Origin of the sequence: Streptomyces sp. NPDC017991, from assembly GCF_044328075.1 — a bacterium.
In the GTDB taxonomy this organism is placed as follows: domain Bacteria; phylum Actinomycetota; class Actinomycetes; order Streptomycetales; family Streptomycetaceae; genus Streptomyces.
Genome location: NZ_JBIRGP010000016.1, coordinates 13,797 through 39,051, shown reverse-complemented (window position 1 = coordinate 39,051; position 25,255 = coordinate 13,797). Strand labels below are relative to the sequence as shown.

The window sequence follows — 25,255 nt, the reverse complement described above, 5'->3', positions numbered from 1 at the left end:
AAGGCGAATGGATGCGCAACCGTGATGCCGTCAGGAGGGTTCCGTTATCCGAACGCCGGGTAACGGGGGTCGGACACATGACACTTGGGGCGAAAGGGGCCTCGCATTCCATTTACCCGCGTAGATCGGGACATTCCGCCCAGCGGCGGTACGGGTATGGGAGCGGATGCTCCACTGGGTGGACTCCGCCTGACGGGTCACGCCCACCCTGCTGGATGGAGCGCGTCCCTCCAGATCATCTCAGTACGCGCCGGGGAACCCGTAACCGCCCGCCGCCGGCGCCTGGACGGGAGCCGCGTGCGCCTCCCGGTCGTAGAACGGCCGCGCGTTGGCGCGCAGCCACAGAGCCACCGGGTCGTACGCGTCGGACATCGCGACGGTCGACACCGGCAGCCCGTCCGGCACCGCGCCGATCGACTGCTGCATCATCGCCCGCACCGAGTCCACGGCCGGCGGGCTGGTGTCGTACACATCGAGTCCGATGGCGAGGTACGGGGCGCCGAGCGCGGGCTGCACCCAGGCGCGGCGCAGCGAGCGGACGGCGGCCGTCCGGTGCGCGTTCTGGGTGAGCTGGGCGTAGAACTGCGGGATCTCGATGCCCGGTTCGGACAGTCGCAGCGGGCCCGCGGGCTGCCGCTCCAGGCCGGTGGCGATACGCCGCAGATCGAGCCAGGGGATGCCGACGCCGCCGCCCGGCGCGTGCGGGTTCAGCCAGAGGCCGTAGTGGTCGGGGTAGAGCGTGCGGGCGACGTCGAGCCCGTCGACCACCTCGTACGAACGGTTCCAGCCGCTGGCCGAGAGCTCCTGGGCGGAGGTCACGCAGGGCGCGTAGCCGAAGCCGTCGACCTCCATGTTCCCGTACTGGGCGTCGGGCGAGCCCGCCTGGCCGTGCCAGAGCAGCATCCACACCTGACCGGACGGCGGGGTCGCCAGTGCGCGCAGGAGCGCCTCGTAGGCGTCGTAACGCCCGGGCGTCACTTGGCGCAGCATGTGCTCGACCTGCCCGGCCGCGGCCGTGCCCGACGCGCTCACCTTCTACCGCCCCTTCGCGACATCACTGACATACCGGTCCCATTCGATGAGGTGTCCCGTTCACTTGAACATCGCACCACTCCGACCGAGCCATGAAACCAGCTTAAGTGGCGATCCCGACAGCACCGTTGCGCTCCGTTGGGTTTGGCGATTTGAGCTCGGGACGCTCTGTGCGCTGTCGGGTGCGGGTTGTGTGTGGCCGGCCGCGCCGTTCCCCGCGCCCCTTCGAGGCGCGCCCTGACGGGCGCGGCCTCGAATCGGGTCTAGAACGCTCGGGTGTAGAAAGGCCGGACCTTTTCCCTGAGCCAGTCGCCCACCGGGTCCTGGGCCACGTCCAGGAAGACCAGGTTCACGGGGTGGGGCAGGGGGACCCGGCCGAGGGCGCGGCCCAGGGCGTCCAGGGGGAGGGTGCGGGCGTGCTCGTCCCAGTGCGTCACCTCGACGCCGACGAACATCACGGTGTCGCCGCCCTCGATGCTCGCCAGACAGCGCCGGGCGCCCGCCACCAGGCCGGTCGCGTCGAACTCCGCCGAGGCCGCCGCCAGGAAGTCCACCGGGTCGTCCTGCCAGTCGGGCTGGAACAGCCGGACCCGGCCGCCGCTCGCGGGCCCGTCCAGTTCGGTCCGCCCTGCCCGGCACAGCTCGGCGACGGCGGGCGGGGGCAGCGGTATCCCGACCGTGCCGTCCGGGTTCAGCACGATGCCGGCCTGGGGCGGCAGACCGCGCGCGAACTCCACAGCGGGCGCCACGGTGTACGCCATGCGGTCGCCGACGACCTGGCGGAACTGCTGCTCCGAGGTGAAGACCGGCACGTACGCCTGCCCGGCCAGCTCCATCGTGGGCAGGTCGAGCGGCCCGCTGTGCGGACCGCCCCCCTCGGGCAGCGGCACCCAGATGAAGCTGCGCCCGAGGGTCTCCACGATCCGGGCCCCCGTCGAGGGCGACGGAGGGAGCCCCAGGGAGGCGGCGAGCACCTCCTCCAACTCGTTGCCCGGCCAGCCCGTATGGGGGTGTGCGTGTGCCGGAATGTCCTGTGCCTGGAAGTCCATCTCCACCGCCTGCTCCAACCGCCGTGTGCGGTTGACGAGGTTAGTCGTCCTCAGTCGCCGAAATCGATGCGGCGCAGTACGTCCGCGGCGGCACGGTCGACGAGCACCGCGGAACCGCAGCCCTCCGGGAGGTCTCCCTTCTCCACCGAGCGCAGCAGCCGGGCGACCGCGCCGCGGTGGCGCGCGAACGCGTACCGCGAGACGCCCCGGCCGCGCTCGCGCTGGCCGTCGAGGGCGGTGCCCGGATCGACGTCGAGGAGCAGCAGGTGCAGGGTGCCGCCGCGGCGCCGGGCGTCCCGGGCGAGCCAGTCGCGCACCCAGGCCTGCGTACCGCAGTCGTGCACGACGACGCCCTCCCCGGAGCGCAGGGCCCGGCGCAGGCCCGCGTAGTGCGCGGCGCGGACGAGGGGGCGGTAGACCGCGTACGGCAGGAAACGGGCCAGGCGCTCGTCCCAGCGGTCGCGGGTGTCCTGGGAGTCGATGCGGCGGCCGGTCACCGCCCGGCGCATCAGGGTCGATTTGCCGCTGCCCGGCAGCCCCGTGACCACCACCAGATCGGCCGCGCCGAAGCGCAGGCCGTGCGGGCTGTGCCCCGAGCGCGCTCGGAGATCGCGGACGACGGGCGTCACCAGCGGGTCGCACGCCTCCCTGGCCGGAGCGGGTGGCTGCTTGGGCAGCGCGATGCCCGTGCCGGTCGCGTACGCCGTGGTCCTGTTCACCCTGATCGTCCTCCCCATGAGGTCGGCGGACCCATCTCCATCGAGTGTAAAGAGAAGGTAATGCGCTGGTCCCCCCGTTTCTGTTCTTGTCCTGCCACAGCCCCGTCACAGATCACTGTGAACCCCCTGGCCACCCGTCTCCGCACCGTGCGGCCCCCTGCCGGACCCGGGGGCGTGCAATGATGTGCCCGCCAACTGCATACCGGCCGCTTGAATCCGCGCGGGAGAGTTCCGGGAACGTGTACACGCAGGTGTACGAGTGCCCGGGCGCCGAAGGAGCAAGTCCCTCCCTTGAATCTCTCAGGCCCCCGTTACCGCGCGGACGAGGCACATCTGAAAAGCGGGCCGCCCCCTGACCGTCAGGGCGTCGGCCCCACCCAAGGTGCAAGTCAGTGACCCCCGTCCTCGGCGGTGGTCACGGCGAACCTCTCAGGTTCCGATGACAGATGGGGAGGAACGACCTCGCCGTCATGCCTTGGGAGCCCCGCCGATGAGCAGCAACACCCCCGTTGAACCGCGCCGCACGGCGCTCGACGCCCTGCATCGTTCGCTGGGCGCGACGATGACCGACTTCGCGGGCTGGGACATGCCCCTGCGATACGGCTCCGAGCGCGACGAGCACCTCGCCGTCCGGACCCGGGCCGGTCTCTTCGACCTCTCGCACATGGGCGAGATCACGGTGAGCGGGCCGCAGGCCGCCGCGCTCCTCGACTACGCGCTGGTCGGCAACATCGGCGGTGTGAAGACCGGCCGCGCCCGCTACACGATGATCTGCCGGGCCGACGGCGGCATCCTCGACGACCTGATCGTCTACCGCCTCGCCGACACCGGGTACATGGTCGTGGCCAACGCCTCCAACGCCCAGGTGGTGCTGGACGCCCTCGCGGAGCGCGCCGAGGGCTTCGACGCCGAGGTGCGCGACGACCGGGACGCGTACGCCCTGCTCGCCGTGCAGGGCCCCGAGTCCCCCGGCATCCTGAAGTCCCTCACCGACGCCGACCTGGACGGCCTGAAGTACTACGCGGGCCTGCCCGGCACGGTCGCGGGCGTCCCGGCGCTGATCGCGCGCACCGGCTACACCGGCGAGGACGGCTTCGAGCTGTTCGTGGCCCCGGCCGACGCCGAGGAGCTGTGGCAGGCGCTGACCGACGCGGGAGCCGCGGCCGGACTCGCCCCCTGCGGGCTCTCCTGCCGGGACACCCTGCGCCTGGAGGCGGGCATGCCGCTGTACGGACACGAGCTGAGCACCGCGCTCACGCCGTTCGACGCGGGGCTCGGCCGGGTCGTGAAGTTCGAGAAGGAGGGCGACTTCGTGGGACGCGAGGCGCTGTCCGCCGCCGCCGCCCGTGCCGAGTCGGCGCCCCCGCGCGTCCTGGTCGGCCTGGCCGCCGAGGGCCGCCGGGTCCCGCGCGCCGGCTACCCCGTCGTCGCCGGCGGCAAGGTGATCGGCGAGGTCACCTCCGGCGCGCCCTCGCCGACGCTCGGCAGGCCGATCGCGATGGCGTACGTCGACGCGGAGCACGCCGCGCCCGGCACCACCGGTGTCGGCGTGGACATCCGGGGCAGTCACGAGCCGTACGAGGTCGTGGCTCTGCCGTTCTACAAGCGCCAGAAGTGACACTGGTCGGCGAACGCCGGCCGTGAGAAGTGACTCTGGGCACATCCGCCCAGCTCACCCGTACTCCCCCTGCATCAGCACTCCCCCGCGTACAGGAGAATTCAGGCCATGAGCAACCCCCAAGAGCTGCGCTACAGCAAGGAGCACGAGTGGCTGTCGGGCGCCGAGGACGGCGTCTCGACGGTCGGCATCACGGAGCACGCGGCCAACGCGCTCGGCGACGTGGTGTACGTCCAGCTCCCCGAGGTCGGTGCCGCGGTGACCGCGGGCGAGACCTGCGGCGAGCTGGAGTCGACCAAGTCGGTGAGCGACCTGTACTCGCCCGTCAGCGGTGAGATCACCGAGATCAACCAGGATGTCGTGGACGACCCCGCGCTGGTGAACACCGCTCCCTTCGAGGGTGGCTGGCTCTTCAAGGTACGGGTCGCGGACGAGCCGAAGGACCTGCTCTCCGCCGCCGAGTACACCGAATTCTCCGGCTCCTGATTCCGGCTCCTCGCTAAGGACCCCTGACCGATGTCGCTTCTGAACACGCCCCTGCACGAACTCGACCCGGACGTCGCCGCCGCCCTCGACGCCGAGCTGAACCGTCAGCAGTCCACCCTTGAGATGATCGCCTCGGAGAACTTCGCCCCGGTCGCGGTCATGGAGGCCCAGGGCTCGGTCCTCACCAACAAGTACGCCGAGGGCTACCCGGGCCGCCGCTACTACGGCGGCTGCGAGCACGTCGACGTCGCCGAGCAGATCGCGATCGACCGGGTCAAGGAGCTGTTCGGCGCCGAGTACGCCAACGTGCAGCCGCACTCGGGCGCCTCCGCCAACCAGGCCGCGCTCTTCGCGCTGGCCCAGCCCGGCGACACCATCCTCGGTCTGGACCTCGCCCACGGCGGTCACCTGACCCACGGGATGCGGCTGAACTTCTCCGGCAAGCAGTTCGACGTGGTCGCGTACCACGTGGACGACGCCGGGCTGGTCGACATGGCCGAGGTCGAGCGGCTCGCCAAGGAGCACCGCCCCAAGGTGATCATCGCGGGCTGGTCGGCGTACCCCCGGCAGCTGGACTTCGCCGAGTTCCGCCGGATCGCGGACGAGGTCGAGGCCTACCTGTGGGTCGACATGGCGCACTTCGCCGGCCTGGTCGCGGCCGGCCTCCACCCGAACCCGGTGGAGTACGCGGACGTCGTCACCTCCACCACCCACAAGACGCTCGGCGGACCCCGCGGCGGGATCATCCTCGCCAGGAAGGCCTTCGCGAAGAAGCTCAACTCGTCCGTCTTCCCGGGCTTCCAGGGCGGCCCCCTGGAGCACGTGATCGCGGCCAAGGCGGTCTCCTTCAAGGTCGCCGCCACGGAGGAGTTCAAGGAGCGCCAGGTCCGTACCGTCGAGGGCGCGCGGATCCTCGCCGAGCGGCTGACGGCGGCCGACGCCCGCGAGGCCGGGGTGAACGTCCTCTCCGGCGGCACGGACGTCCACCTGATCCTGGTCGACCTGCGCGAGTCCGAGCTGGACGGACAGCAGGCCGAGGACCGGCTCCACGAGGTCGGCATCACGGTCAACCGCAACGCCGTCCCGAACGACCCCCGGCCGCCGATGGTCACCTCCGGCCTGCGGATCGGTACGCCCGCCCTCGCCACCCGCGGCTTCACCGCCGAGGACTTCACCGAGGTCGCGGACGTCATCGCCGAGACGCTGAAGCCGACCTTCGACGCGGCGGCGCTCAAGGCCCGCGTGACCGCCCTGGCCGAAAAGCACCCGCTGTACCCCGGTCTGGGCAAGTAGTTCCGATTCCGGACAGGTAGTTCGGTTTCCCGGGGTACCGCGCACACTGGAAGGTGCGCGCGGCGCCCCGTCCCGATCCATCCCGCTCAACCCTGCTTCACCCCGCTTCATCCCGTTTTGAGGAGTTCCCGTGGCCATCTCGGTCTTCGACCTGTTCTCGATCGGCATCGGCCCGTCCAGCTCCCACACGGTCGGCCCGATGCGCGCGGCGCGCATGTTCGCGCACCGCCTGCGCAACGAGGACCTGCTGGCCCCCGTGACCGCGGTCCGCGCCGAGCTGTACGGCTCCCTGGGCGCGACCGGCCACGGCCACGGGACCCCCAAGGCGGTGCTGCTCGGCCTGGAAGGCGCCTCGCCCCGCACGGTGGACGTCGAGGGCGCCGACGACCGGGTCGAGAAGATCAGGTCGTCGGGCCGCCTCGACCTGCTCGGCGAACACGAGATCGACTTCTCCTTCGACGACGACCTGGTGCTGCACCGCCGCAAGACACTGCCGTACCACGCGAACGGCATGACGCTGTGGGCGTACGACGCCACAGGCGCCGAGGTGCTGTCGAAGACGTACTACTCGGTGGGCGGCGGGTTCGTCGTCGACGAGGACGCGGTCGGCGCGGACCGCATCAAGCTGGACGACACGGTCCTGAAGTACCCCTTTCGCACGGGCGACGAGCTGCTGCGGCTCACCCAGGAGACCGGCCTGTCCATCTCCGCGCTGATGCTGGAGAACGAGCGGGCCTGGCGCACCGAGGAGGAGATCCGCGAGGGGCTGCTCGCCATCTGGCGGGTGATGCAGGCCTGCGTCTCGCGCGGCATGTCCCGCGAGGGCATCCTGCCGGGCGGCCTCCGCGTCCGCCGCCGCGCGGCCATGTCGGCCCGCCAACTGCGCGCCGAGGGCGACCCGCTGGCCCACGCCATGGAGTGGATCACCCTGTACGCGATGGCGGTGAACGAGGAGAACGCGGCGGGCGGCCGGGTCGTGACCGCCCCCACCAACGGGGCCGCGGGCATCATCCCGTCGGTCCTGCACTACTACGTCAACTTCGTCGCGGGCGCCTCCTCCTCCGAGACCGAGAAGGAGGACGGCGTCGTACGCTTCCTGCTCGCCGCGGGCGCGATCGGCATGCTCTTCAAGGAGAACGCGTCCATCTCGGGCGCCGAGGTCGGCTGCCAGGGCGAGGTCGGCTCGGCCTGCTCGATGGCGGCCGGCGCGCTGGCGGAGGTGCTCGGCGGCTCTCCCGAACAGGTCGAGAACGCCGCCGAGATCGGCATGGAGCACAACCTCGGCCTCACCTGCGACCCCGTCGGCGGCCTCGTCCAGATTCCCTGCATCGAGCGCAACGGCATGGCGGCGGTCAAGGCCGTCACGGCGGCGAAGATGGCCATGCGCGGCGACGGCTCCCACAAGGTGTCCCTCGACAAGGTCATCAAGACGATGAAGGAGACGGGCGCGGACATGTCCGTCAAGTACAAGGAGACGGCCCGGGGCGGACTCGCGGTGAACATCATCGAGTGCTGAGGGAAGAGCCTTCCATCAGCGGGAGGCCATCCTCCTCCAGGGCGCCCGTACCGCTCTCGCCAACGGGTCGTACTCGCCTGCCGAACGGGAGCCGACTACTCCCCCGGGAGTAATCCGCACCCGCCGTCGCCCCCGGCAGTACGCGTCACCTCGCCCTCTCGCCCGACGAAACCCGTCGTTCTCACCGGAAGTCTGGGGACCGAAGCAGACGTCACCCGGAGGGAGATCGGTCAATGAGGGCCGCGGAGACAACCACGACGAGGACCGGCACGCAGGCGAGCCGTTCCATGGGCGGTGCTCGGGCTGTGGATCGCCGTGATCGCCGACTACATGTCGATGGGTGTCGCCTACGGCCTCAACCAGGCCTTCGGCACGACCGTCTCGGGGCAGAGTTCGGGTGTGATGACGATCCTCGTGTTCGGGGCGGGCACGGACTACGCGCTGCTGCTCGTCTCGCGCTACCGGGAGGAGCTGCGGCGCGTCGAGCGACCGTACGAGGCCATGGTCGCCGCCCTGCGCGGCTGCGGGCCCGCCGTGCTCGCCTCCTCCGGCACCGTCGCCGCCGGACTGCTGTGGCCTGCTCGCCGCCATCCTCGTAGTGGTCGGACGGCGGGTGTTCTGGCCGCTCGTGCCCGCCTGGACAGGTCGCCTCACCCGTCCGGACCGAGCTGTCTCCGCGAGTAGCCACCGCCTGCCTGATCGAGTCGATTGCTCGTCAGCGTAGAAAGAGCGGCTTCGCAGGTCGGCACCGGCTCATGTCCGGCGAGCGGACACGGAGAACACCGTCGAGAGCCACGTCGGGAGCGCGCGCTCCGGCGCGGCCTTCAGAGCGCTGCCGTGCGTGAGGGTAATACGGGCCAAGTGCGGGCACCACAAAGGAGATTGCCCCCCCCACAGGCCCCAGGAAGCACGATCCGTGTTTCCGGCCACCCCAGCACCAAGGAGTCACGCATGTTGCGCGGCATCGACGTAAGTGCCTACCAGTCGTCCTCGTACAGCACCGAGGGCCTGTCCTTCGTCTTCGTCAAGGCCACGGAAGGCCGGACGTACGTCAACCCGAAGCTGAGCGCGCAGACGAAGCGGGCCAGGGACGCCGGCTGTGTGGTGGGTTTCTACCACTTCCTGTGGCCCGGCAACCTCACGGCCCAGGCCGAGTACTTCGTCAGCAAGGCCCCGGAGAAGGCCGGCGACATCCTCGCCGTGGACTGGGAGACGACGGGGGAAGGAACCCACGCCAGCAACGCCGAGAAGGACCGCTTCATCCGCAAGGTGCGGGAGTTGCGCCCGAACAACCGGGTCGTCCTCTATTGCAACCGGGACTACTGGCTGAATGTCGACGACACCTCGTACGCGGGTGACGGCCTCTGGATCGCCGACTACGTGGCCTCGGGCAAGCCCCGCATCCAGGCGAAGTGGCGCTTCCACCAGTACACGGACGACCCGCTGGACAAGAACGTCGCCAATTTCTCCACGAAGGCGGCCCTGCGAGAATGGGCCGAGGACGCCTGAGGCGTCTAAGCCCCAGTGAGGGCCAGTGCCGCACGCAGCCGCTTCGCCGGAGGATCGGCGAGGTACTCGTTGAGCAGGTCGAAGGTACGAAGCTCGGGCGGGAGAGCTTCGTACCAACCAAGGCCGTGCAGGTTGCAGCTGTTGCAGACGAGACCTCGGACGCACTTTCCACAACTGCCCCGGCCGGGACAGCAGGCATGATCGTGATCGATGTCCATGGCCCTGTCGCCTGCGTGCGGCCTGGCACACACGGCACAACGGCCCTGCTGGAGCCTCAGGAGCAGCTCGACGAAACCTCTGTTCACCTTGTACTGGCCCAGGCGTACTCGTTCTGCATTGCACGGCTTGCAGTACGGTCTCGGGGCTCCTGATGCATTGAGGAGCGAATACTCCGCCAGCGGCTTTCCCTCGCCGCATCCCAGACATTCGACAATGCCGCGTTCGATCATCTTTCGGAAGGCTCCGTTCCCTCTCTTCTTCCGCAGTGGTGAAAGCGGCTGCCCCTTGACGCACTGCTGGTAGTGAGCGGCGCAGAGCCCTCGGGCGGAAACCGCTCTGAGGCAACCGTCGAACGCGCACACCCGATCGTCGGCGATCGAGCGCGCAAGGTTGACAGGAGCAAGTTCACTCCCTCTTCGCTGCTGCATGTAGTGGGTCCTGCACAAACCTCTGGTCAGCGGAAATCTTTCGGACGACCGGCCACAGGTCCATTCACGCCCGCTCGCTGCACAGCTCCTCATCCAGTCCTCCGCCCGATCGGCCCAGCTGCCGTACGATCCGATCAACGAGGATGCCGAACACACGTAACGCTCTCGTACAAGCGATTCAGCAGTTTCGGGGACGAGGGGAGCCGTGCGGTATGGGTGGGAGTGTTGCTGCGGTCAGCAGTAATGGGGCGTACTCGTTCACCAAGCCGGAGCGCGAGAGCATCATGCTGCTCGCCGGGCTCGGGGTCGAGGGTGATGTGCATGCCGGGGTGACCGTCAAGCACCGGTTCCGGATGCGGAAGGATCCCTCGCAGCCGAATCTGCGGCAGGTGCACCTCATCCACGAGGAGCTGTTCGACGAGGTCCGGGGCGCCGGGTTCGAGGTCGCGGCCGGGCAGCTCGGGGAGAACGTCACCACCCGGGGCATCGATCTGCTGGGGCTGCCGGCCGGGACCCTGCTGCGGCTCGGGGACGAGGCCGTGGTGGAGGTCACCGGGCTGCGCAATCCCTGTGCGCAGATCGACACCTTCCGGAAGGGGCTCATGAAGCAGGTCGTGGGGCGGGGCGAGGACGGAAGGCCCCGGTTCAGGGCCGGAATCATGAGTGTGGTCGTCGCGGGCGGCCTGGTGCGGCCCGGTGACCCCGTGGAGGTCGAACTGCCGGCCGGGCCGCATCTGCCGCTGGAGATCGTCTGAGCGAGGGGCGCAGGGCGAGGGGCGAGCGCGGGGGTTACGCGGTGAAGTCCGGGGTGCGTTCCCTGGATGCCTCGGCCAGGGCCTTCGTGACCGCGTCCACGCCCTCCTGGAGGCCGTAGACGGGCGTGCCGGGCTGCTGGCGCCAGGAGTCGTCGAGGCCGCCCGAGTCCACGGTGTCGAAGCCGAGTTCGTCGATGAGGGCGCGTACGACCTGCTTGGCGGTCGCGTCGTCGGCCGCCACCGGGAGGGCGATGCGGTCGGGGGTGCCGGCCGGGCGGGGGCGGTCCAGGATGTCCTGCGCGTAGGTGCCGTTGAAGGCCTTGACGACCGTGTGGCCGAGGTGCTGGGCCGTCCAGCGGGACTCCGTCAGACCCTCGTCCAGGATCGCGCCGATCCTGCCGTCCCGCTGCGGGTAGTAGTTGCCGGTGTCGATGACGGTCACCCCGTCGGCCGCTCCGTCCAGCAGTCCGGACGGCAGGTCGGGGATCGCCTTCAGGGGGATCGTGACGACGACGACCTCGGCGCCCCGGGGAGCCTCCTCGACGGTGACGGGGGTGGCCCCGGTCTCCTCCGCCAGCGCGGTGAGCGTCTGCGGGCCGCGGGAGTTGGCGACGTACACGTCGTGCCCGAGTGCGGTGAGGCGGCGGGTGAGGTTGCCGCCGATGTTCCCTGCTCCGATGATGCCGATCTTCATGGGGGGCTCGCCCTTCGAGGGGGTGGGTGACTCCTGGCGCGATATACCAACCCCGGTTCATACCGGGCTATTCCGAGCCCCACCCGGATGGGCGAACACGACGAAGGGGCGCCCTCCGAGAACCGGAGGGCGCCCCTTGCGCCGAGGTCACCTGTTGATGTGGGCCCAGAACTCGTCGAACGAGAGCAGCTTGTCGCCGTTGAGGTCCTGGGCGCCGATGACGGCCTCGGCCACCGACTCCGTGACGTTCCAGTCCCCGCCCTGGGCCATGGCCTTCTTGAACTCGGCGGCGGTGATGTAGCCGTCCCCGTCCACGTCGATGCGCTCGAACGCCTTGCGTGCTTCCTCGATGTCCGCCACCGGACCCGCCCCTTCGTGGTGCTTCACTGACGAGGTCAGATTAACGTTCCGCTCCGGCGCGCAGCGCGGCGACCACCCAGGCGCCGGAGTCAGTGCCAGGGCTCGTAGTGCGGGTTGCTCTCGCAGTCGCTCATGATCTCGGTCTTGGTCTTCTTGTCGACCGGGCAGACGCCGATGATGTACTGCCGCGCGATACCGCCCGGGAAGGCGACCTCGACCTGGTCGGCCCACTTGTGGGTGTCGCCGATGGTCTTGTTGACGTCCACGCCGCCCGGGGCGTCGATGTAGTAGTTGTAGCCGCTCTTCCACCACTTCTTGTAGAGGTCGTGGTCGTAGCTCGTGGAGACGTACGGGGAGGGCTGGTTGACCAGGACGTACTGCTCGATGTCGTACTGGCCGTTGACGACGTCCTTCGGCAGGAAGCCCTGCTCGAAGACGACGGCCGGGCCGCGGCCGTCGCTGCGGTAGAGCGTGCCGCAGCCGGTGCGCCAGGCGGGTTCGGGGGTGATGCGGTCGACGTCCACGCGGTGGTCGGCGGCGGCGTGGACGGGGTTCGCGTACTGGGGGCAGGCGGGGGCGGCTGCCGCCTTCGCCGTGGGCTTGGCGGGGGTCTCGGTGGGGGCTGTCGCGGCGGAGGTGGTGAGGACGGTGGTCAGGGCGAAGGTGAGGATTGCTGCGTGGCGCTTCCAGCGGGGTGTGGTCATGGGAGCACGATCCCGGTGCGGCCTGCTCCGGGAGCGAACCCTCACTCGTACGGCGGCGTGTCCGTTGACGGGGTTGCCGTGGGGGGCTCTCCCGCCCCCGCCGCCCCTACCCTTCCCGTCACGTACTCGGGGGCGCTGCCCCCGAACCCCCGGTCCTCAAACGCCGGACGGGCTGAAGATGTCGCGGACGGGCTGAAAGACATCCTCCAGCCCGTCCGGCGTTTGAGGACAAAGAGGAGGCGGAGAGAGGCGAGGAAAAGACCTAGCGGTCGGCCACCCGCATTTCGAACCAGGTCGTCTTGCCCCTCGGGAGCAGGTCGACCCCCCAGCGGTCGGACAGCTTGTCCACCAGGAACAGGCCCCGGCCGCTGACGTCCATGTCCTGGACCGGCATCAGACAGGGCAACCCTCGCGAGGGGTCACGGACCTCGACCCGGATCCACCCCCGCCGACGGCGCATCCTGAGCCCGAAGACCCGCGCCCCCGTATGCCGCACGGCATTGCCCACGAGTTCCGACACCAGTAACACGGCGTCCTCGGTCATCTTCGGCGAGAGCCCCCACTGGCGGAGCACCACGACCTGGGTGAGCCGACGCGCCGTGGCGGCGGACTCCGGCCGGGACGGCAGCGGCACCTCCGCCTCGGTGGGGTTGCCGAACAGTTCCAGCGCCTTCAGCGCGTGTTCGTCCTCGACAGCAGGCGACCAGCGCGCCGCGGTCGCACTCCCGTGCCGCCGCGGCTGTTCGATACCCTCCAGCCCCGCCATGCCCCCATCATGACCCGCGGAGGGGCTTCTCCGGGGGTGTTCCGGAGGAATACGCCCCCCGGAACCCCTCGTTCCGCATCACTCGATCGACATATGCCATCGGCATTACAGTGGCCCGTACACCCCATCCGACCTGCGCGGACCGCTGTGTTCGGGGCAATCGCCCGCGCTCCCCCGCAAGGAACCCTTAAGCCTCCCTTAAGGGTCCGATAAACCGCCCCTTCGGGGGAATCTCCACGCGCACGGGTGACTTGTCGCGTCAACTGCGAGTGGACCAGCGGCAGTGTTCCAACAGCCGTCGCCTCAGCGGAACTTCGCCTTGTCCGGTCCCTCCTCGACGAAGCTCCGCATGCCCGACTCCCGGTCCTCCGTTGCGAACAGGCCCGCGAACCAGTTGCGTTCGACCGCGAGCCCCGTCTCGATGTCCGTCTCCAGGCCGACGTCGACGGACTCCTTGGCCGCGCGCAGCGCGAGCGCCGGCCCCTTCGCGAGTTTCGCGGCCCAGGCGTGCGCCTCGGTGTACACGTCGGCCGCAGGCACGACCCGGTCCACCAGGCCGAGCGACAGGGCCTCGTCGGCCTTGACCATGCGGCCGGTGAAGATGAGGTCCTTCGCGCGGGAAGGGCCGATCAGCCGGGACAGGCGCTGCGTGCCGCCGGCGCCCGGGATCAGACCGAGGAGGATCTCCGGCTGGCCCAGCTTGGCGTTGTCCGCGGCGATCCTGAAGTCGGCGCACAGCGCCAGTTCGCAGCCGCCGCCCAGCGCGTAGCCGGTGACCGCGGCGACGACCGGCTTGGGGATGCGGGTCACCGCGGTGAAGGAGTCCTGGAGGGCCCGGGAGCGTACGACCATGGCCGTGTGGTCCATGGCCTGCATCTCCTTGATGTCCGCGCCCGCCGCGAACACCTTCTCGCCGCCGTAGAGGATCACCGCGCGCACGTCCTCGCGGCGGGTGGCCTCCTCGGCGAGTTCCTTGAGCCGGTCCTGTGTGGCGACGTCCAGCGCGTTCATGGGCGGACGGTCGAGGCGGATCGTGCCGACGCCCTCGGCGACTTCGAGATGCACAGTCATGACAGCAGGTTAACGGGGGCTAACGGGAACGGCCCCGGTGCGCTCCGTCACAGCGGAGCACACCGGGGCCGTACGGTCAGGGAAACGGTCGGAGAAGGGGTCGGCGGGTCAGGCCGTCCACTTCTCCCACGACATGTTCCAGCCGTTGAGCCCGTTGTCCGGGTCGATGGTCCGGTCGTGGGAGTTCTTCACGATCACCACGTCGCCGACGATCGAGCGGTCGAAGAACCACGCGGCCGGGGCTCCCCGGTCACCGCCGCCGCGCTGGTCGCGCAGGCCGATGCAGCCGTGACTGGCGTTGTAGTTGCCGAAGGCGTCGCCGCCCCAGTAGTTGCCGTGGATGAACGTGCCCGAGTTGGACAGGCGCATCGCGTCGGGCACGTCCTTGATGTCGTACTCGCCGCCGTAGCCGACCGTCTCGCCGTTCATACGGGTCACCCTGAGGCGCTCGCTGATGACCATCTGGCCGTTCCAGGTCTCGTAACCCGCCTTGCCCGTCGTGACCGGGATGGTCTTGATGACCTTGCCGTCGCGCCTGACGGTCATCTTCTTGGTCTTGACGTCGACGGTGGAGACCTGGCTGCGGCCGATCGTGAACTTCACGGTCTTGGCCTGCTCGCCGTAGACGCCCGGCCTGCCCTCGACGCCGTCGAGGTTCAGGGTGACGGTGACCTTCGTACCGGACTTCCAGTACTTCTCCGGGCGGAAGTCGAGGCGGTCGTTGCCGAACCAGTGGCCCTCGACGTCGACCGCCGGCTCGGTCTTGATCCTGATCGCCTTCTCGATGTCCTCGGGGTGGGTGATGCCCCGGGTGAAGCGCACCGAGAAGGGCATCCCGACGCCGACCTTGGAACCGTCCTCGGGTGTGAAGATCCCGACGAACGTGTTCTTCGGGGTCAGCGTGGTGAACGCGGACTCCTCGGCGGCCTCACGGCCCTCGGAGTCCTTCGCCACCGCGTGGACCTTGTACTTCGTCGAGGCCGCGAGATGGGCGGCGGGCGTCCAACTGGCGCCCCCACCGGTGATCTTCCCCTCGACCGGGTTGCCCTTGGTGTCCTCGACCTTCACCTCGGTCAGTTTGCCCTTGGCCGCCGTCACCTTCAGTGCGCCGCTGGTCCTGACGGCGTCGGCACCGTCCTTCGGCGCTATGGTCACCAGCGCCTGCGAGACTTTGGTGTCCGCCTGGCCGGAATCCTTGCCCTTGTCCCCGCCGGACCCGGTGTCCGAGTCCCCTCCTCCGCCGCACGCGGTCACGAGAAGCAGCAGCACCCCCAGCACAAGTGCCAGGGCTCCCTTGCCGTTTCGTGTCCGCGCGCCAACCGACGCCCCCGATATCGGTCGCCCGTTCAAGTTCGTTCTCCCCTCGCACGGCCTGTTCAGGCCCGTACTACGGCGCGTCCCGCGCACGCATCGCGCTAATTAATCACACTGCCAGGAGAGATGACCTCCCAGGAATGTCACCGTTCAGTCCCAACTGCTGGAGCCGGGAGCGCGACCGGGGCCTTACCTGTGCGTACCCCTATGTCGGGCTACTTCACCGCTGAGCCCGCTTTCCAGGCTTTCCAGCCCATGTTCCACCCACCGAGGCCGTTGTCGGGAGCGACCTTCCTGTCGTTGCTGTGGACGACCTCGACGACGTCACCGATGAGGCTGCGGTCGAAGAACCAGCCCGCCGGGGTCGCGGAGCTGCCGCCCTTCACATCGCGCAGGCCCACGCAGCCGTGGCTGACATTGGCCGTGCCGAACACGCCCTTGGCCCAGTAGTTGCCGTGCAGGAAGGTCCCGGAGGAGGTGAGGCGCATCGCGTGCGGGACGTCGGGGATGTCGTACTCGCCCTTGCCGTCGGCCCGTTTGAAGCCGACGGTGGCCCCGTTCATCCGGGTCACCTCCAGCATCTCGGTGACCACCATCTTCCCGTTGTACGTGGTGTTGCCGGGGGCTCCGGCGGTGATCGGCACCGTGGACAGGAGTTCGCCGTCGCGGCTCACCCGCATGGTGTGGGCGGCGGCGTCGACGACGCTGGTCTGGCTGCGGCCGACCGTGAAGGAGAAGGTCCTGTACTGCAGCCCGTACACGCCGGGGGCCGCCTCGACGTCCCGCAGCCGCAGGTCGACGGTGACCCTGGTGCCGGGCTTCCAGTAGGTCTCGGGCCGGAAGTCGAGGCGGTCCTCGCCGAACCAGTGCGGGGCGATCTCCGTCTTCGGTACGGAGGTCACGCGGATCGCGCGCTCGACCGCCGCCCGGTTCTCGATCTCGCGGTTGAACTCCAGGGACACGATCATGCCGGTGCCGACCGTCGAGCGGTTCTCCGGCATGACGTATCCGATGAACCGCTCGTCGGGGACGTACGTCGTGAACGTCACGTGGCGGGCCACCCGCCGGCCGTGGGCGTCGAGGGCGACCGCGTCCACCGTGTACTTGGCGGCCAGCGCGAGCTTCGGGTCGTCGGGCCGCCAGGTCGCCCCGTCCTCGCCGATCGAGCCGGGCACCGGGGACTCCTGCGCGTCCTGGGACTTCACGACCTTCACGGACTCCAGGCGCCCGGCCGGCACCCGGACCTTCAGGCCCTTCTCGGGCGGTACGGCCTTGCTGCCGTCGTCCGGCGAGACCCGGATCGCCTCCTCGGGCGAGCGGGGCTTGCCCAGCATCTCGTCCACCCCGTGCGAGGTGCATCCCGCGGCCGCGGCCAGCAGGCCCGCCCATGTCAGTACGGCGGCCAGCGCGGCCCCTGCGCGCCCCGCGCGCGTCTGTGCGTGCATCACGTGGGACCCAACGACGGAGCGGGCCCCGGGGAAGTGGGTCCGTTCGGCGGGTGCCGGGCGGCGCCGGGCGCGCCTCACATTCCGTGCCCCTGTTCGGCCTCCGCCGCAGGAAACGTGAGTGCGAGCCCGGCTCTGGGCAGAACAGTGGGGAGGACGACACGGACAGGAGACCGCGGCCGGGACGCCGCGGTCCTCCTCGTGCCGCTCCGACCGAGCCGCGGGAGGGCCCAGGGTGTCGAGCGCAGCCGAGCAGGAGGCAGTGCGGGAACCGGTGCAGGAGGGGCGCGCCCTCGGCGGAGGGCTGCCCGCACAGGCCGCCCCCGTGGTGAACGGCACGGCGCGCACGGCGCCGGGCGTCTCCGTGTGGCCGGGCGCGCCGACCCCGCTCGGGGCGCGCTTCCGGACGGGGCCCGACGGGGTCTCGGGCACCAACTTCGCCCTGTGGGCGGGCGGGGCCGAGTCGGTCGAGCTCTGTCTCTTCGGCACGCCGGACGACTGGGACGGCGGCGGCGACAGGGACGGCGGGGGCACCGAGATCCGGGTCCCGCTGACCGAGCTGACCCATGAGATCTGGCACGGATTCGTGCCCGGCGTGCGGCCCGGACAGCGGTACGGCTTCCGGGTGCACGGCCGCTGGGACCCGTGGACCGGCGCCCGCTGGAACCCCGCGAAACTGCTCCTGGACCCGTACGCCCGCGCGGTGGACGGCGCCGGACGCGACGAGTTCGGGAGTCTGCCGCCCGAGGTGTACGGGCATGTGCGCGACTGGCCGCAGCAGCAGGTCGCGGACACCGTGCGCGACGACCGGGACTCGGCGCCGTACGTCCCCAAGGGGGTCGTCGTCCATGACGACACGCCCGGTGACGAGTGGGCCGACGACCGGCGCCCGAAGACGCCCTGGGCGGACTCCGTCATCTACGAACTGCACGTCAAGGGATTCACCAAGCTGCACCCGGGGATCCCGGAGGAGCTGCGGGGCACGTACGCCGGGCTGGCGCATCCGGCGGCGATCGAGCACCTGGTGGCGCTCGGCGTGACGGCCGTCGAACTGCTGCCGGTGCACCAGTTCGCGCACGAGGACCATCTGCTGCGCCGGGGCATGAAGAACTACTGGGGCTACAACTCGATCGGCTACTTCGCCCCGCACGCCGGCTACGCGGCCTCCGGGACCAACGGCCAGCAGGTCGGCGAGTTCAAGCGCATGGTCCGCGCACTGCACGCCGCCGGGATAGAAGTCATCCTCGACGTGGTCTACAACCACACGGCGGAGGCGAGCGAGCTGGGCCCGACCCTGTCGCTGCGCGGGATCGACAACCGCGGCTACTACCGGCTGCAGGACGACGCCCGGCGGTACGCGGACTACACGGGCTGCGGCAACACCCTGCACGTCGTGCAGCCGCACGTGCTGCGGCTGATCACGGACTCGCTGCGCTACTGGGTGACGGAGATGGGCGTCGACGGCTTCCGCTTCGACCTCGCGGCGGCGCTCGCCCGGTCCATGCACGACGTCGACATGCTCTCCCCGTTCCTCGCCGTCATCGCGCAGGACCCGGTGCTGCGCCGCGTGAAGCTGATCGCCGAGCCGTGGGACGTGGGCTCCGGCGGCTACCAGGTGGGCGCCTTCCCGCCGCTGTGGACGGAGTGGAACGACCGCTACCGCAATGCGGTGCGGGACTACTGGCGGGGCGCGCTGCCGGACGTACGGGACCTCGGGTACCGGCTGTCGGGGTCGAGCGACCTGTACGCGTGGGGCGGGCGGCGGCCGTACGCCTCGGTGAACTTCGTGACGGCCCACGACGGCTTCACCCTGCGCGACCTGGTGTCGTACGAGCGCAAGCACAACGAGGCCAACGGCGAGGGGAACCGGGACGGCACCGGCGACAACCGCGCGTGGAACTGCGGCACCGAGGGCGAGACCGAGGACGCCCGGATACGTGGTCTGCGGCGCCGCCAGCTCCGTAACCTCCTGACCACGCTGCTGCTCTCCACGGGTGTCCCGATGCTGGTCGCGGGCGACGAACTGGGGCGCACCCAGGGCGGCAACAACAACGCGTACTGCCAGGACAACGAGATCAGCTGGCTCGACTGGAGCCTGCTGGACGACCCCGGCTGGCGGGCCCTGTTCGACCTGACGTCCCGGCTGATCGCCCTGCGCCACGCACATCCCGTGCTGCGGCGGCGCGCCTTCTTCTCGGGCCGGGCGCACTCGGCCGACGGACTGCGGGATCTGGCGTGGTTCACCGCGCACGGCACGGAGATGACGGAACGGGACTGGTACGCGCCCGCCGGGACGCTGGGAATGTTCCTGTCCGGGCGGGACATCCCGGGGCGGGACGCACGGGGGGTGCCCGTGACGGACGACAGCTTCCTCGCGGTGCTGCACGCGGGGATCGGACCCGCGGGCTTCGTCCTGCCGGGGCCGCCGTGGGCGGGGTCGTACGAGGTCGTCGTCGACACCTCGCGGGAGGAGCAGTCGGAGGCGCCGGGCGTGGTGCACCGGGCGGGCACGACGATCACCGTGCCGGCGCGGGCGGTGCTGCTGTTGCGGGTGGTGGGCTGAGGTGCGCCCTCCACGGGAGGGGTGTGGGGTGTCTCCCGCGCGTGCAGGGGCCTTCCGCTATCCGGACAGCTGTTGACGTCCCAGGTGACGCACTGGGAACGTCCCTTGCCATGAGGCTTTCCGCTGATCACCCGTGCGCGTGCGTCGCGCTCGTGGAGCGGCGCCATGTCGATCTGTGCCGGCAGTCCAGCGCCATCTGTCGCTGAGCCCGCGGTCTGCTCACCTTTTCTTTCGCGCACCCCGCGCACCCCGCGCACCCCGCGCTCCCCGCGCTCCCCGCGCCTCCCGCGCCTTCTTTCGCGCTTCCTGGCCATGCACTCCCCCCTGCATCCGAGGATCCCGTATGCCTGAGATATCCCGTCGTACCTTCGGTGGGCTCGTCGGTGGCGGTGCCGTGACCGCCGTCGCCACCACGGCCGGCACCGCTACGGCCGGTACCACCACGGCCGCCGCCTCCCCGGCGCCGCCGAACGGCCCTTCGAGGCGCGTCCCTCCGGCGCCTCGTCCGGCGGACGACCCAACCTCCTGGTCATCCTCGGTGACGACCTCGGCTGGGCGGACCTCTCCTCGTACGGCGCCCCGCACATCAGGACGCCCCATCTGGACCGGCTCGCCCGTCAGGGGGTGCGGTTCACCGACGCGTACTCCGGGTCCGCGACCTGCTCGCCGACCCGGTTCAGCCTCTACACCGGCCGGTATCCGGGCCGCACGCCCGGCGGTCTCGCCGAGCCGATCGCCGACAAGGCGCAGGGGCTCGACCCGAACCACCCCACGCTCGCCTCCCTGCTGAAGAAGGCGGGCTACTCCACCGCGCTGATCGGCAAGTGGCACTGCGGCTGGCTGCCCGACCACAGCCCCACCAAGTCCGGCTGGGACGAGTTCTTCGGCAACTTCGGCGGTGTCCTTGAGTACTTCTCCAAGCTCGGCCAGCTCGGCGACCACGACCTCTACGAGGGTGACGCCCAGTACAAGGACCTGCGCTACTACACCGAGGTGCTCACCGAGCGGGCCGTCGAGTACGTCGGCCGGGACCACGACAAGCCCTGGCTGCTGAACCTCAACTTCACCACCCCGCACTGGCCCTGGCTCGCCGAGGACGACGCGGAGACCGGCGCCGGGATCGCCGCGAAGATCCGGACGGCGAAGACCCAGGCGGAGGTCTCCCGGGCGCTCAACCACTTCGACGGCGGCTCGGTCGAGAAGTACACGCAGATGGTGGAGAGCCTGGACGCGGCCGTCGGCGAGGTGCTCGCGGCGCTGCGGCGCTCCGGCCAGGAGGAGAACACGCTGGTGCTGTTCGCCAGCGACAACGGCGGCGAGCGCTACTCGTACAACTGGCCGCTCAGCGGTGAGAAGTTCGTGCTCCTCGAAGGCGGGATCCGGGTACCGGCGATCGTGCGCTGGCCGGCCCGGATCGACGGCCACCAGGTCAGCCACGCGCCCAACTTCTCCCCCGACTGGACCGCGACCCTGCTGGAGGTGGGCGGCGCCCGGCCCGACCCGGCGTACCCGCTGGACGGCACCAGCCTCGCCGGATACCTGCTGAAGGGCGCGAAGCCGCCGGAGCGCGACCTGTTCTGGCGGGTACGGGCCAACCGGGCGCTGCGGCGGGGCGACTGGAAGTACTACCGGGACGAGAGTGGCGACGACCATCTCTACAACCTCGCCGCCGACTCCCGCGAACAGGCCGATCTCGCGCCGGACCGGCCGGAGCTGCTCGCCGAGCTGAAGGCGGCCTGGGAGAAGACGGCGGCGACCCTTCTCCCGTACCCGACCGCCTAGGGCGGCCCCAGCTCCGGCTCCGGCTCCGGCTCCCAGCCCTGCCTCCCGGCCCCTGGACCGGCCAAAACTCGCTGGGTGTTGTCAGTGCCGAAACGTAGGCTCGCTGCTGATGCCAACCACACCTGCGCCCGCCGAGGGAACCGAGAAGACAGAGTCCGCCGAGAGCCGTTCCGCCGTGCGCGGCCTGCTGCGGCTGTGGCCGTACGTGAAGCCCGTACGCGGACGGCTGGCCGTCGCGGCCGTCGTCGCGGTCGTCGCCTCCTGTACGGGTCTGGTGATCCCGCTCGTCCTGAAGTGGATCGTGGACGGGCCGGTGGCCGACCGGAGCACGGGCGGGGTGTGGCTCGGAGCGCTGTACCTGCTGCTGCTCGGGGTCGTGGAGGCGGTGCTCTTCGGACTCCGGCGGTGGCTGGTCGCCCGGCCGCTCGCCGGGGTCGAGGCGGCGATGCGGGCCGATCTGTACCGGCATCTGCAGCGGCTGCCCATCGCCTTCCACGACCGCTGGCCGTCGGGGCAGTTGCTGTCGCGGGGTACGACGGATCTGATGCTGCTGCGGATGTTCCTCGCGTTCCCGCTGACGTTCCTGCTGGTCAACTCGGTGACGATCCTCGTGGGTGTCCTCATCATGCTGGCCCAGGACTGGACGCTGGGCCTGGTCCTGCTCGCGCCGGCCCTGCCGGTGATGATCGTCTGCTGGCTGTTCGAGAAGCGGTACTCGCGGGTGGCGCGGCAGGCGCAGGACCAGGTCGGCGACCTGACGACGCTCGTCGAGGAGAGCGTGCTGGGCATCCGGATCATCAAGGGGTTCGGCCGCCACCGCAGCCAGGCGCTCGCCTTCCGGGAGCTCTCCCGGACCCTGCGCGGCACGGAACTGGCGAAGGCGCGCCTGCTCGCCGGCATCTTCGCCGCGATCACGACGCTGCCCGAACTCGCCATCGGCGCCGCGCTCGTGCTCGGCACGGTGCAGGTGGCCGACGGCTCCCTGTCGGCCGGCACGCTGGTCGCGTTCCTCTCCACGGCCCTCGCCCTGCGCTGGCCCGTCGAGTCGATCGGCTTCCTGCTGGCCATGAGCCAGGAGGCGGCAACGGCCACGGAACGCTACTTCGAGGTCATGGACGCGGCCCCGGAGACGGATTCCGGGGCCAGACCGACGTCCGGGGCAGCACCGGCGTCCGGGCCGGAGCCGACCGAGGTGCGTGCGGGCGGCGGGGCATCGGCTACCGGCACGGGGACCGGAACCGGCGGGGACCGGCACGGTGGTCACGGCGGGCTTCGGTTCGAAGGGGTGCGGTTCCGGTATCCCGATGCCGAGAGCGGCAGCGTTCCCGTGCTCGACGGGATCGATCTGCACATCCGCCACGGCGAGACCATGGCCCTCGTGGGCGGCACGGGCTCCGGCAAGACCACGCTCACCGCGCTCGTTCCCCGGCTGCACGAGGTCACCGCGGGCCGGATCACCCTGGACGGCGTGGACATCACCGGGATGCCCAGGGAGGAACTGCGCGCCCTCGTGGCCGTCGCCTTCGAGGAGCCCACCCTCTTCTCCGCCGGGGTCGGCGAGAACGTCCTCATGGGGGCGCCGGACACCGCGGGCGACGCCGATCTGGCCCGCGCCCTGGCCGTCGCGCAGGCCGACTTCGTCCACGCGCTGCCCCACGGGACGGACACCCAGGTCGGCGAGCAGGGCCTCAGCCTCTCCGGCGGCCAGCGCCAGCGCCTGGCCCTGGCGAGAGCGGTCGTCGGCAACCCCCGCTTCCTCGTCCTGGACGATCCGCTGTCCGCCCTGGACGTCCACACGGAGGCCCTGGTCGAAGCGGCCCTGCGCCGCGTCCTCGCCGGGACGACCGCCCTGGTCGTGGCCCACCGCCCGTCCACGGTCCTGCTCGCCGACCGCGTCGCCCTGCTCTCCGGGGGCCGTGTCACCGCCGTGGGCACCCACCACCAACTGCTGCGTACGAGCGCGGAGTACGCCTGGCTGATGTCGGGAAGGACAGAGACGACCGAGAGGGAGAACCGATGACGGCGCCCACGACCACCGCGCCGGCACCCGGCGACGCGACGCGGCCGGCGGACCCGCCGCCCGAGGACGGCGATCTCTTCGACCGCGACGCCCTGCCCGCTCCCCCGCGCGCCACGTCCACCCTCCTGCGCTCCCTGCTCGCGCCCATGAGGGCCCGCGTGGTCCTCGCGGCCGTCCTCCTGCTGCTCCAGCAGGCGGCGGTGCAGGCGGGCCCGATGCTCGTGGCGTACGCGATCGACCGTGCCGTACCGGCCTTCCGCGCCGACGACCACGGCCCGCTGCTCGCGGTGGCGGCCGCGTACGCGCTGTGCTCGGTGGCGGCCGGCGCCCTCCAGTACTGCTTCGTCCTCACCTCGGCCCGCGTCAACCAGGACGTCCTGCTGGACCTGCGCGGCAGGATCTTCCGGCACGCGCAGGCGCTCAGCGTCGACTTCCACGAGCGCTACACCTCGGGCCGGCTCATCTCGCGCTCCACGACGGACGTCGAGTCGCTGCGCGAACTGCTCAGTGAGGGCCTCCAGGAGCTCATCACCGTCATCCTGTCGTTCGTCTACATCTCCACGATGCTGCTCTGGCTGGACCTGGGCCTCGGCGCGGTCGCCGTCGCGTCGTTCGTGCCGCTGTTCCTCCTCATCCGGCTCTACCGGCGCCGCGCCGGGCGCGTCTTCGCCGTCCGGTCGACCGCCATCGCCGCGGTGATCGTGAAGTTCGCGGAGACGATGAACGGCATCAGGCCGGTGCGCGCCTTCCGCCGCGAGGCCGTCAACGACTCGGCCTTCCACGCGCTCAACAGCCGCCACGAGCGTGTCAACGGCGACGCCATCCTGGAGATGGCCCGCTATGTCGTCGGCTCCCGGCTGGTCGCCAACACGGCGGTCGCGGGAATAGTGCTGTGGGGCGCGTACCGGGTGGCGTCCGGTTCGCTCGCGCTGGGCGTGCTGGCCGCCGCGGTGCTCTACCTGCGGCGTCTGTACGACCCGATCGACCGGCTCGGCATGTTCCTCAACTCGTACCAGTCGGCGGCGGCCTCGATGGAGAAGATCGCGGGTCTGCTGGCCCAGGTCCCCTCGGTGCCGGAGCCGTCGCAGCCGCGTGAGCTGCCCGCGCTCGCCTCCGAACTGCCGGGCCGGGAGGTCGTGTTCGAGGACGTGCGGTTCGCGTACCGGACGGGGGGCGAGGTGCTGCCGTCCTTCTCGCTGACGCTGCCGGCGGGCCAGACCGTCGCCGTGGTCGGCTCGACGGGCGCGGGCAAGTCGACGCTCGCCAAGCTCCTGGCCCGCTTCTACGACCCCACGACCGGCCGGGTCCTCCTCGACGGCGTGGATGTGCGCGAGCTGTCCGTGCCCGAGCTGCGGCGCGGTGTGGTGATGGTGACGCAGGAGGCCTTCCTGTTCTCCGGCACGGTCGCCGAGAACATCGCCATCGGCCGCCCCGACGCCTCCCGCGAGGACATCGAGCGGGCCGCGAAGGCCATCGGCGCCCATGACTTCATCAGCTCCCTGCCGGACGGCTACGACACGGACGTACGCAAGAGGGGCGGGCGCATCTCGGCCGGTCAGCGCCAACTGGTGGCGTTCGCGCGGGCGTTGCTGGCCGACCCGGCGGTCCTGATCCTCGACGAGGCCACCAGTTCGCTGGACGTGCCGGGCGAACGGGCCGTCCAGCGGGCCATGCACACGGTCCTGCGCGGCCGTACGGCGGTGGTCATCGCCCACCGTCTGTCGACGGTCGAGATCGCCGACCGGGTCCTCGTCATGGAGCACGGCCGCATCGTCGAGGACGGCAGCCCCGACCGTCTCGTCACGGACACGGGCCGGTTCGCGGACCTGCACCGGGCCTGGCGGGACAGCCTCGTGCGGGGGCACGCCGAGTGACCCTGAGGCGGGCGGGCCCGGAGCGGGCGGCCCCGGAG

At 70.6% G+C, this 25,255-nt stretch carries 21 protein-coding genes, 3 pseudogenes and 1 riboswitch; of the genes and pseudogenes, 13 read left to right on the top strand and 11 right to left on the bottom strand.

Annotated elements, in window-relative coordinates; all coding sequences use genetic code 11:
- Positions 1–240: 240 nt before the first annotated feature.
- The 3 genes from ACH4DZ_RS37090 to ACH4DZ_RS37080 form a co-directional block, all read right to left on the bottom strand.
- Positions 241–1,032 carry an enhanced serine sensitivity protein SseB C-terminal domain-containing protein gene (locus tag ACH4DZ_RS37090; RefSeq protein ID WP_398292869.1) on the bottom strand — a complete coding sequence of 264 codons (792 nt, stop codon included), beginning with the start codon at positions 1,030–1,032 and terminating at the stop codon, positions 241–243.
- Positions 1,033–1,295: 263 nt separating this feature from the next.
- Entirely contained in the window at positions 1,296–2,081 is a 786-nt protein-coding gene (locus ACH4DZ_RS37085) for an enhanced serine sensitivity protein SseB (RefSeq protein WP_398292867.1), read from the bottom strand.
- 50 nt (positions 2,082–2,131) lie between these two features.
- Entirely contained in the window at positions 2,132–2,818 is a 687-nt protein-coding gene (locus tag ACH4DZ_RS37080; protein ID WP_398292865.1) for an AAA family ATPase, read from the bottom strand.
- 193 nt (positions 2,819–3,011) lie between these two features.
- A riboswitch (glycine riboswitch) is annotated at positions 3,012–3,127 on the top strand.
- A 163-nt stretch (positions 3,128–3,290) separates the two neighbouring features.
- On the opposite strand from ACH4DZ_RS37080, the gene gcvT reads away from it, so the two are divergent.
- The 7 genes and pseudogenes from gcvT to ACH4DZ_RS37045 all read left to right on the top strand — a co-directional run bounded on the left by gcvT (position 3,291) and on the right by ACH4DZ_RS37045 (position 9,222).
- A complete protein-coding gene (gene gcvT, locus ACH4DZ_RS37075) occupies positions 3,291–4,418 on the top strand; it encodes a glycine cleavage system aminomethyltransferase GcvT (protein WP_398292863.1) in 1,128 nt (375 codons plus the stop codon).
- A 108-nt stretch (positions 4,419–4,526) separates the two neighbouring features.
- Positions 4,527–4,904, top strand: a complete 378-nt coding sequence (gene gcvH / locus ACH4DZ_RS37070) for a glycine cleavage system protein GcvH (RefSeq protein WP_398292861.1) — start codon at positions 4,527–4,529, stop codon at positions 4,902–4,904.
- A 30-nt stretch (positions 4,905–4,934) separates the two neighbouring features.
- Positions 4,935–6,197, top strand: coding sequence for a serine hydroxymethyltransferase (gene glyA / locus ACH4DZ_RS37065; RefSeq protein ID WP_398292859.1), 1,263 nt, complete (start codon positions 4,935–4,937; stop codon positions 6,195–6,197).
- Positions 6,198–6,327: 130 nt separating this feature from the next.
- Positions 6,328–7,713 (top strand): L-serine ammonia-lyase, encoded by a 1,386-nt coding sequence (locus tag ACH4DZ_RS37060; protein WP_398292857.1) that lies wholly within the window; start codon positions 6,328–6,330, stop codon positions 7,711–7,713.
- A gap of 19 nt (positions 7,714–7,732) precedes the next feature.
- Positions 7,733–7,822: pseudogene (locus tag ACH4DZ_RS37055) on the top strand (TerB family tellurite resistance protein); the annotation flags it as partial.
- A gap of 173 nt (positions 7,823–7,995) precedes the next feature.
- Positions 7,996–8,353, top strand: a pseudogene (locus ACH4DZ_RS37050) (MMPL family transporter); the annotation flags it as partial.
- Between the two features lie 311 nt (positions 8,354–8,664).
- On the top strand, positions 8,665–9,222 hold the full coding sequence (locus ACH4DZ_RS37045; RefSeq protein ID WP_398292856.1) for a glycoside hydrolase family 25 protein: 558 nt from the start codon (positions 8,665–8,667) through the stop codon (positions 9,220–9,222).
- 5 nt (positions 9,223–9,227) lie between these two features.
- On the opposite strand, the gene ACH4DZ_RS37040 is transcribed toward ACH4DZ_RS37045, so the two are convergent.
- Positions 9,228–9,671, bottom strand: coding sequence for an endonuclease domain-containing protein (locus tag ACH4DZ_RS37040; protein WP_398293305.1), 444 nt, complete (start codon positions 9,669–9,671; stop codon positions 9,228–9,230).
- 410 nt (positions 9,672–10,081) lie between these two features.
- Here ACH4DZ_RS37040 and ACH4DZ_RS37035 point away from each other — a divergent pair, with 410 nt between their 5' ends.
- On the top strand, positions 10,082–10,624 hold the full coding sequence (locus ACH4DZ_RS37035) for an MOSC domain-containing protein (protein ID WP_398292854.1): 543 nt from the start codon (positions 10,082–10,084) through the stop codon (positions 10,622–10,624).
- Between the two features lie 34 nt (positions 10,625–10,658).
- Here ACH4DZ_RS37035 and ACH4DZ_RS37030 read toward each other — a convergent pair whose 3' ends face one another.
- The 7 genes from ACH4DZ_RS37030 to ACH4DZ_RS37000 all read right to left on the bottom strand — a co-directional run bounded on the left by ACH4DZ_RS37030 (position 10,659) and on the right by ACH4DZ_RS37000 (position 16,981).
- Positions 10,659–11,318, bottom strand: coding sequence for an NADPH-dependent F420 reductase (locus tag ACH4DZ_RS37030; RefSeq protein ID WP_398292852.1), 660 nt, complete (start codon positions 11,316–11,318; stop codon positions 10,659–10,661).
- A 147-nt stretch (positions 11,319–11,465) separates the two neighbouring features.
- Positions 11,466–11,678: an EF-hand domain-containing protein gene (locus ACH4DZ_RS37025; protein ID WP_398293303.1), complete on the bottom strand. Its 213-nt coding sequence runs from the start codon at positions 11,676–11,678 to the stop codon at positions 11,466–11,468.
- An 89-nt stretch (positions 11,679–11,767) separates the two neighbouring features.
- On the bottom strand, positions 11,768–12,382 hold the full coding sequence (locus ACH4DZ_RS37020; protein WP_398292850.1) for an ADP-ribosyltransferase: 615 nt from the start codon (positions 12,380–12,382) through the stop codon (positions 11,768–11,770).
- Between the two features lie 262 nt (positions 12,383–12,644).
- Positions 12,645–13,148, bottom strand: a complete 504-nt coding sequence (locus tag ACH4DZ_RS37015; protein WP_107021845.1) for an ATP-binding protein — start codon at positions 13,146–13,148, stop codon at positions 12,645–12,647.
- Between the two features lie 303 nt (positions 13,149–13,451).
- Positions 13,452–14,219, bottom strand: a complete 768-nt coding sequence (locus ACH4DZ_RS37010) for an enoyl-CoA hydratase/isomerase family protein (protein WP_398292848.1) — start codon at positions 14,217–14,219, stop codon at positions 13,452–13,454.
- Between the two features lie 108 nt (positions 14,220–14,327).
- Positions 14,328–15,569 (bottom strand): Ig-like domain-containing protein, encoded by a 1,242-nt coding sequence (locus ACH4DZ_RS37005; protein WP_398292846.1) that lies wholly within the window; start codon positions 15,567–15,569, stop codon positions 14,328–14,330.
- A 179-nt stretch (positions 15,570–15,748) separates the two neighbouring features.
- Positions 15,749–16,981 carry an Ig-like domain-containing protein gene (locus tag ACH4DZ_RS37000; protein WP_398292845.1) on the bottom strand — a complete coding sequence of 411 codons (1,233 nt, stop codon included), beginning with the start codon at positions 16,979–16,981 and terminating at the stop codon, positions 15,749–15,751.
- A 232-nt stretch (positions 16,982–17,213) separates the two neighbouring features.
- On the opposite strand from ACH4DZ_RS37000, the gene glgX reads away from it, so the two are divergent.
- The 5 genes and pseudogenes from glgX (at position 17,214) to ACH4DZ_RS36975 (ending at position 25,217) form a co-directional block, all read left to right on the top strand.
- Complete coding sequence (gene glgX, locus ACH4DZ_RS36995; RefSeq protein ID WP_398292843.1) at positions 17,214–19,541, top strand: glycogen debranching protein GlgX; 2,328 nt, start codon at positions 17,214–17,216, stop codon at positions 19,539–19,541.
- Between the two features lie 110 nt (positions 19,542–19,651).
- Complete coding sequence (locus tag ACH4DZ_RS36990; protein WP_398292842.1) at positions 19,652–19,747, top strand: putative leader peptide; 96 nt, start codon at positions 19,652–19,654, stop codon at positions 19,745–19,747.
- A 137-nt stretch (positions 19,748–19,884) separates the two neighbouring features.
- Positions 19,885–21,323: pseudogene (locus ACH4DZ_RS36985) on the top strand (sulfatase).
- Positions 21,324–21,432: 109 nt separating this feature from the next.
- Positions 21,433–23,343 carry an ABC transporter ATP-binding protein gene (locus tag ACH4DZ_RS36980; RefSeq protein ID WP_398292840.1) on the top strand — a complete coding sequence of 637 codons (1,911 nt, stop codon included), beginning with the start codon at positions 21,433–21,435 and terminating at the stop codon, positions 23,341–23,343.
- Positions 23,340–25,217 carry an ABC transporter ATP-binding protein gene (locus ACH4DZ_RS36975; RefSeq protein WP_398292838.1) on the top strand — a complete coding sequence of 626 codons (1,878 nt, stop codon included), beginning with the start codon at positions 23,340–23,342 and terminating at the stop codon, positions 25,215–25,217. Before ACH4DZ_RS36980 ends, ACH4DZ_RS36975 begins: the two co-directional genes overlap by 4 nt.
- The last annotated feature ends 38 nt before the right edge of the window (positions 25,218–25,255 follow it).

What these genes read in the sequence shown, in the direction of transcription:
- ACH4DZ_RS37085 (WP_398292867.1), bottom strand. Translation starts at nt 2,081, where the DNA reads ATGGACTTCCAGGCACAGGACATTCCGGCACACGCACACCCCCATACG.
- ACH4DZ_RS37080 (WP_398292865.1), bottom strand. Translation starts at nt 2,818, where the DNA reads ATGGGGAGGACGATCAGGGTGAACAGGACCACGGCGTACGCGACCGGC.
- gcvT (WP_398292863.1), top strand. Translation starts at nt 3,291, where the DNA reads ATGAGCAGCAACACCCCCGTTGAACCGCGCCGCACGGCGCTCGACGCC.
- gcvH (WP_398292861.1), top strand. Translation starts at nt 4,527, where the DNA reads ATGAGCAACCCCCAAGAGCTGCGCTACAGCAAGGAGCACGAGTGGCTG.
- glyA (WP_398292859.1), top strand. Translation starts at nt 4,935, where the DNA reads ATGTCGCTTCTGAACACGCCCCTGCACGAACTCGACCCGGACGTCGCC.
- ACH4DZ_RS37045 (WP_398292856.1), top strand. Translation starts at nt 8,665, where the DNA reads ATGTTGCGCGGCATCGACGTAAGTGCCTACCAGTCGTCCTCGTACAGC.
- ACH4DZ_RS37040 (WP_398293305.1), bottom strand. Translation starts at nt 9,671, where the DNA reads ATGATCGAACGCGGCATTGTCGAATGTCTGGGATGCGGCGAGGGAAAG.
- ACH4DZ_RS37035 (WP_398292854.1), top strand. Translation starts at nt 10,082, where the DNA reads ATGGGTGGGAGTGTTGCTGCGGTCAGCAGTAATGGGGCGTACTCGTTC.
- ACH4DZ_RS37030 (WP_398292852.1), bottom strand. Translation starts at nt 11,318, where the DNA reads ATGAAGATCGGCATCATCGGAGCAGGGAACATCGGCGGCAACCTCACC.
- ACH4DZ_RS37020 (WP_398292850.1), bottom strand. Translation starts at nt 12,382, where the DNA reads ATGACCACACCCCGCTGGAAGCGCCACGCAGCAATCCTCACCTTCGCC.
- ACH4DZ_RS37015 (WP_107021845.1), bottom strand. Translation starts at nt 13,148, where the DNA reads ATGGCGGGGCTGGAGGGTATCGAACAGCCGCGGCGGCACGGGAGTGCG.
- ACH4DZ_RS37010 (WP_398292848.1), bottom strand. Translation starts at nt 14,219, where the DNA reads ATGACTGTGCATCTCGAAGTCGCCGAGGGCGTCGGCACGATCCGCCTC.
- ACH4DZ_RS36990 (WP_398292842.1), top strand. Translation starts at nt 19,652, where the DNA reads ATGAGGCTTTCCGCTGATCACCCGTGCGCGTGCGTCGCGCTCGTGGAG.
- ACH4DZ_RS36980 (WP_398292840.1), top strand. Translation starts at nt 21,433, where the DNA reads ATGCCAACCACACCTGCGCCCGCCGAGGGAACCGAGAAGACAGAGTCC.
- ACH4DZ_RS36975 (WP_398292838.1), top strand. Translation starts at nt 23,340, where the DNA reads ATGACGGCGCCCACGACCACCGCGCCGGCACCCGGCGACGCGACGCGG.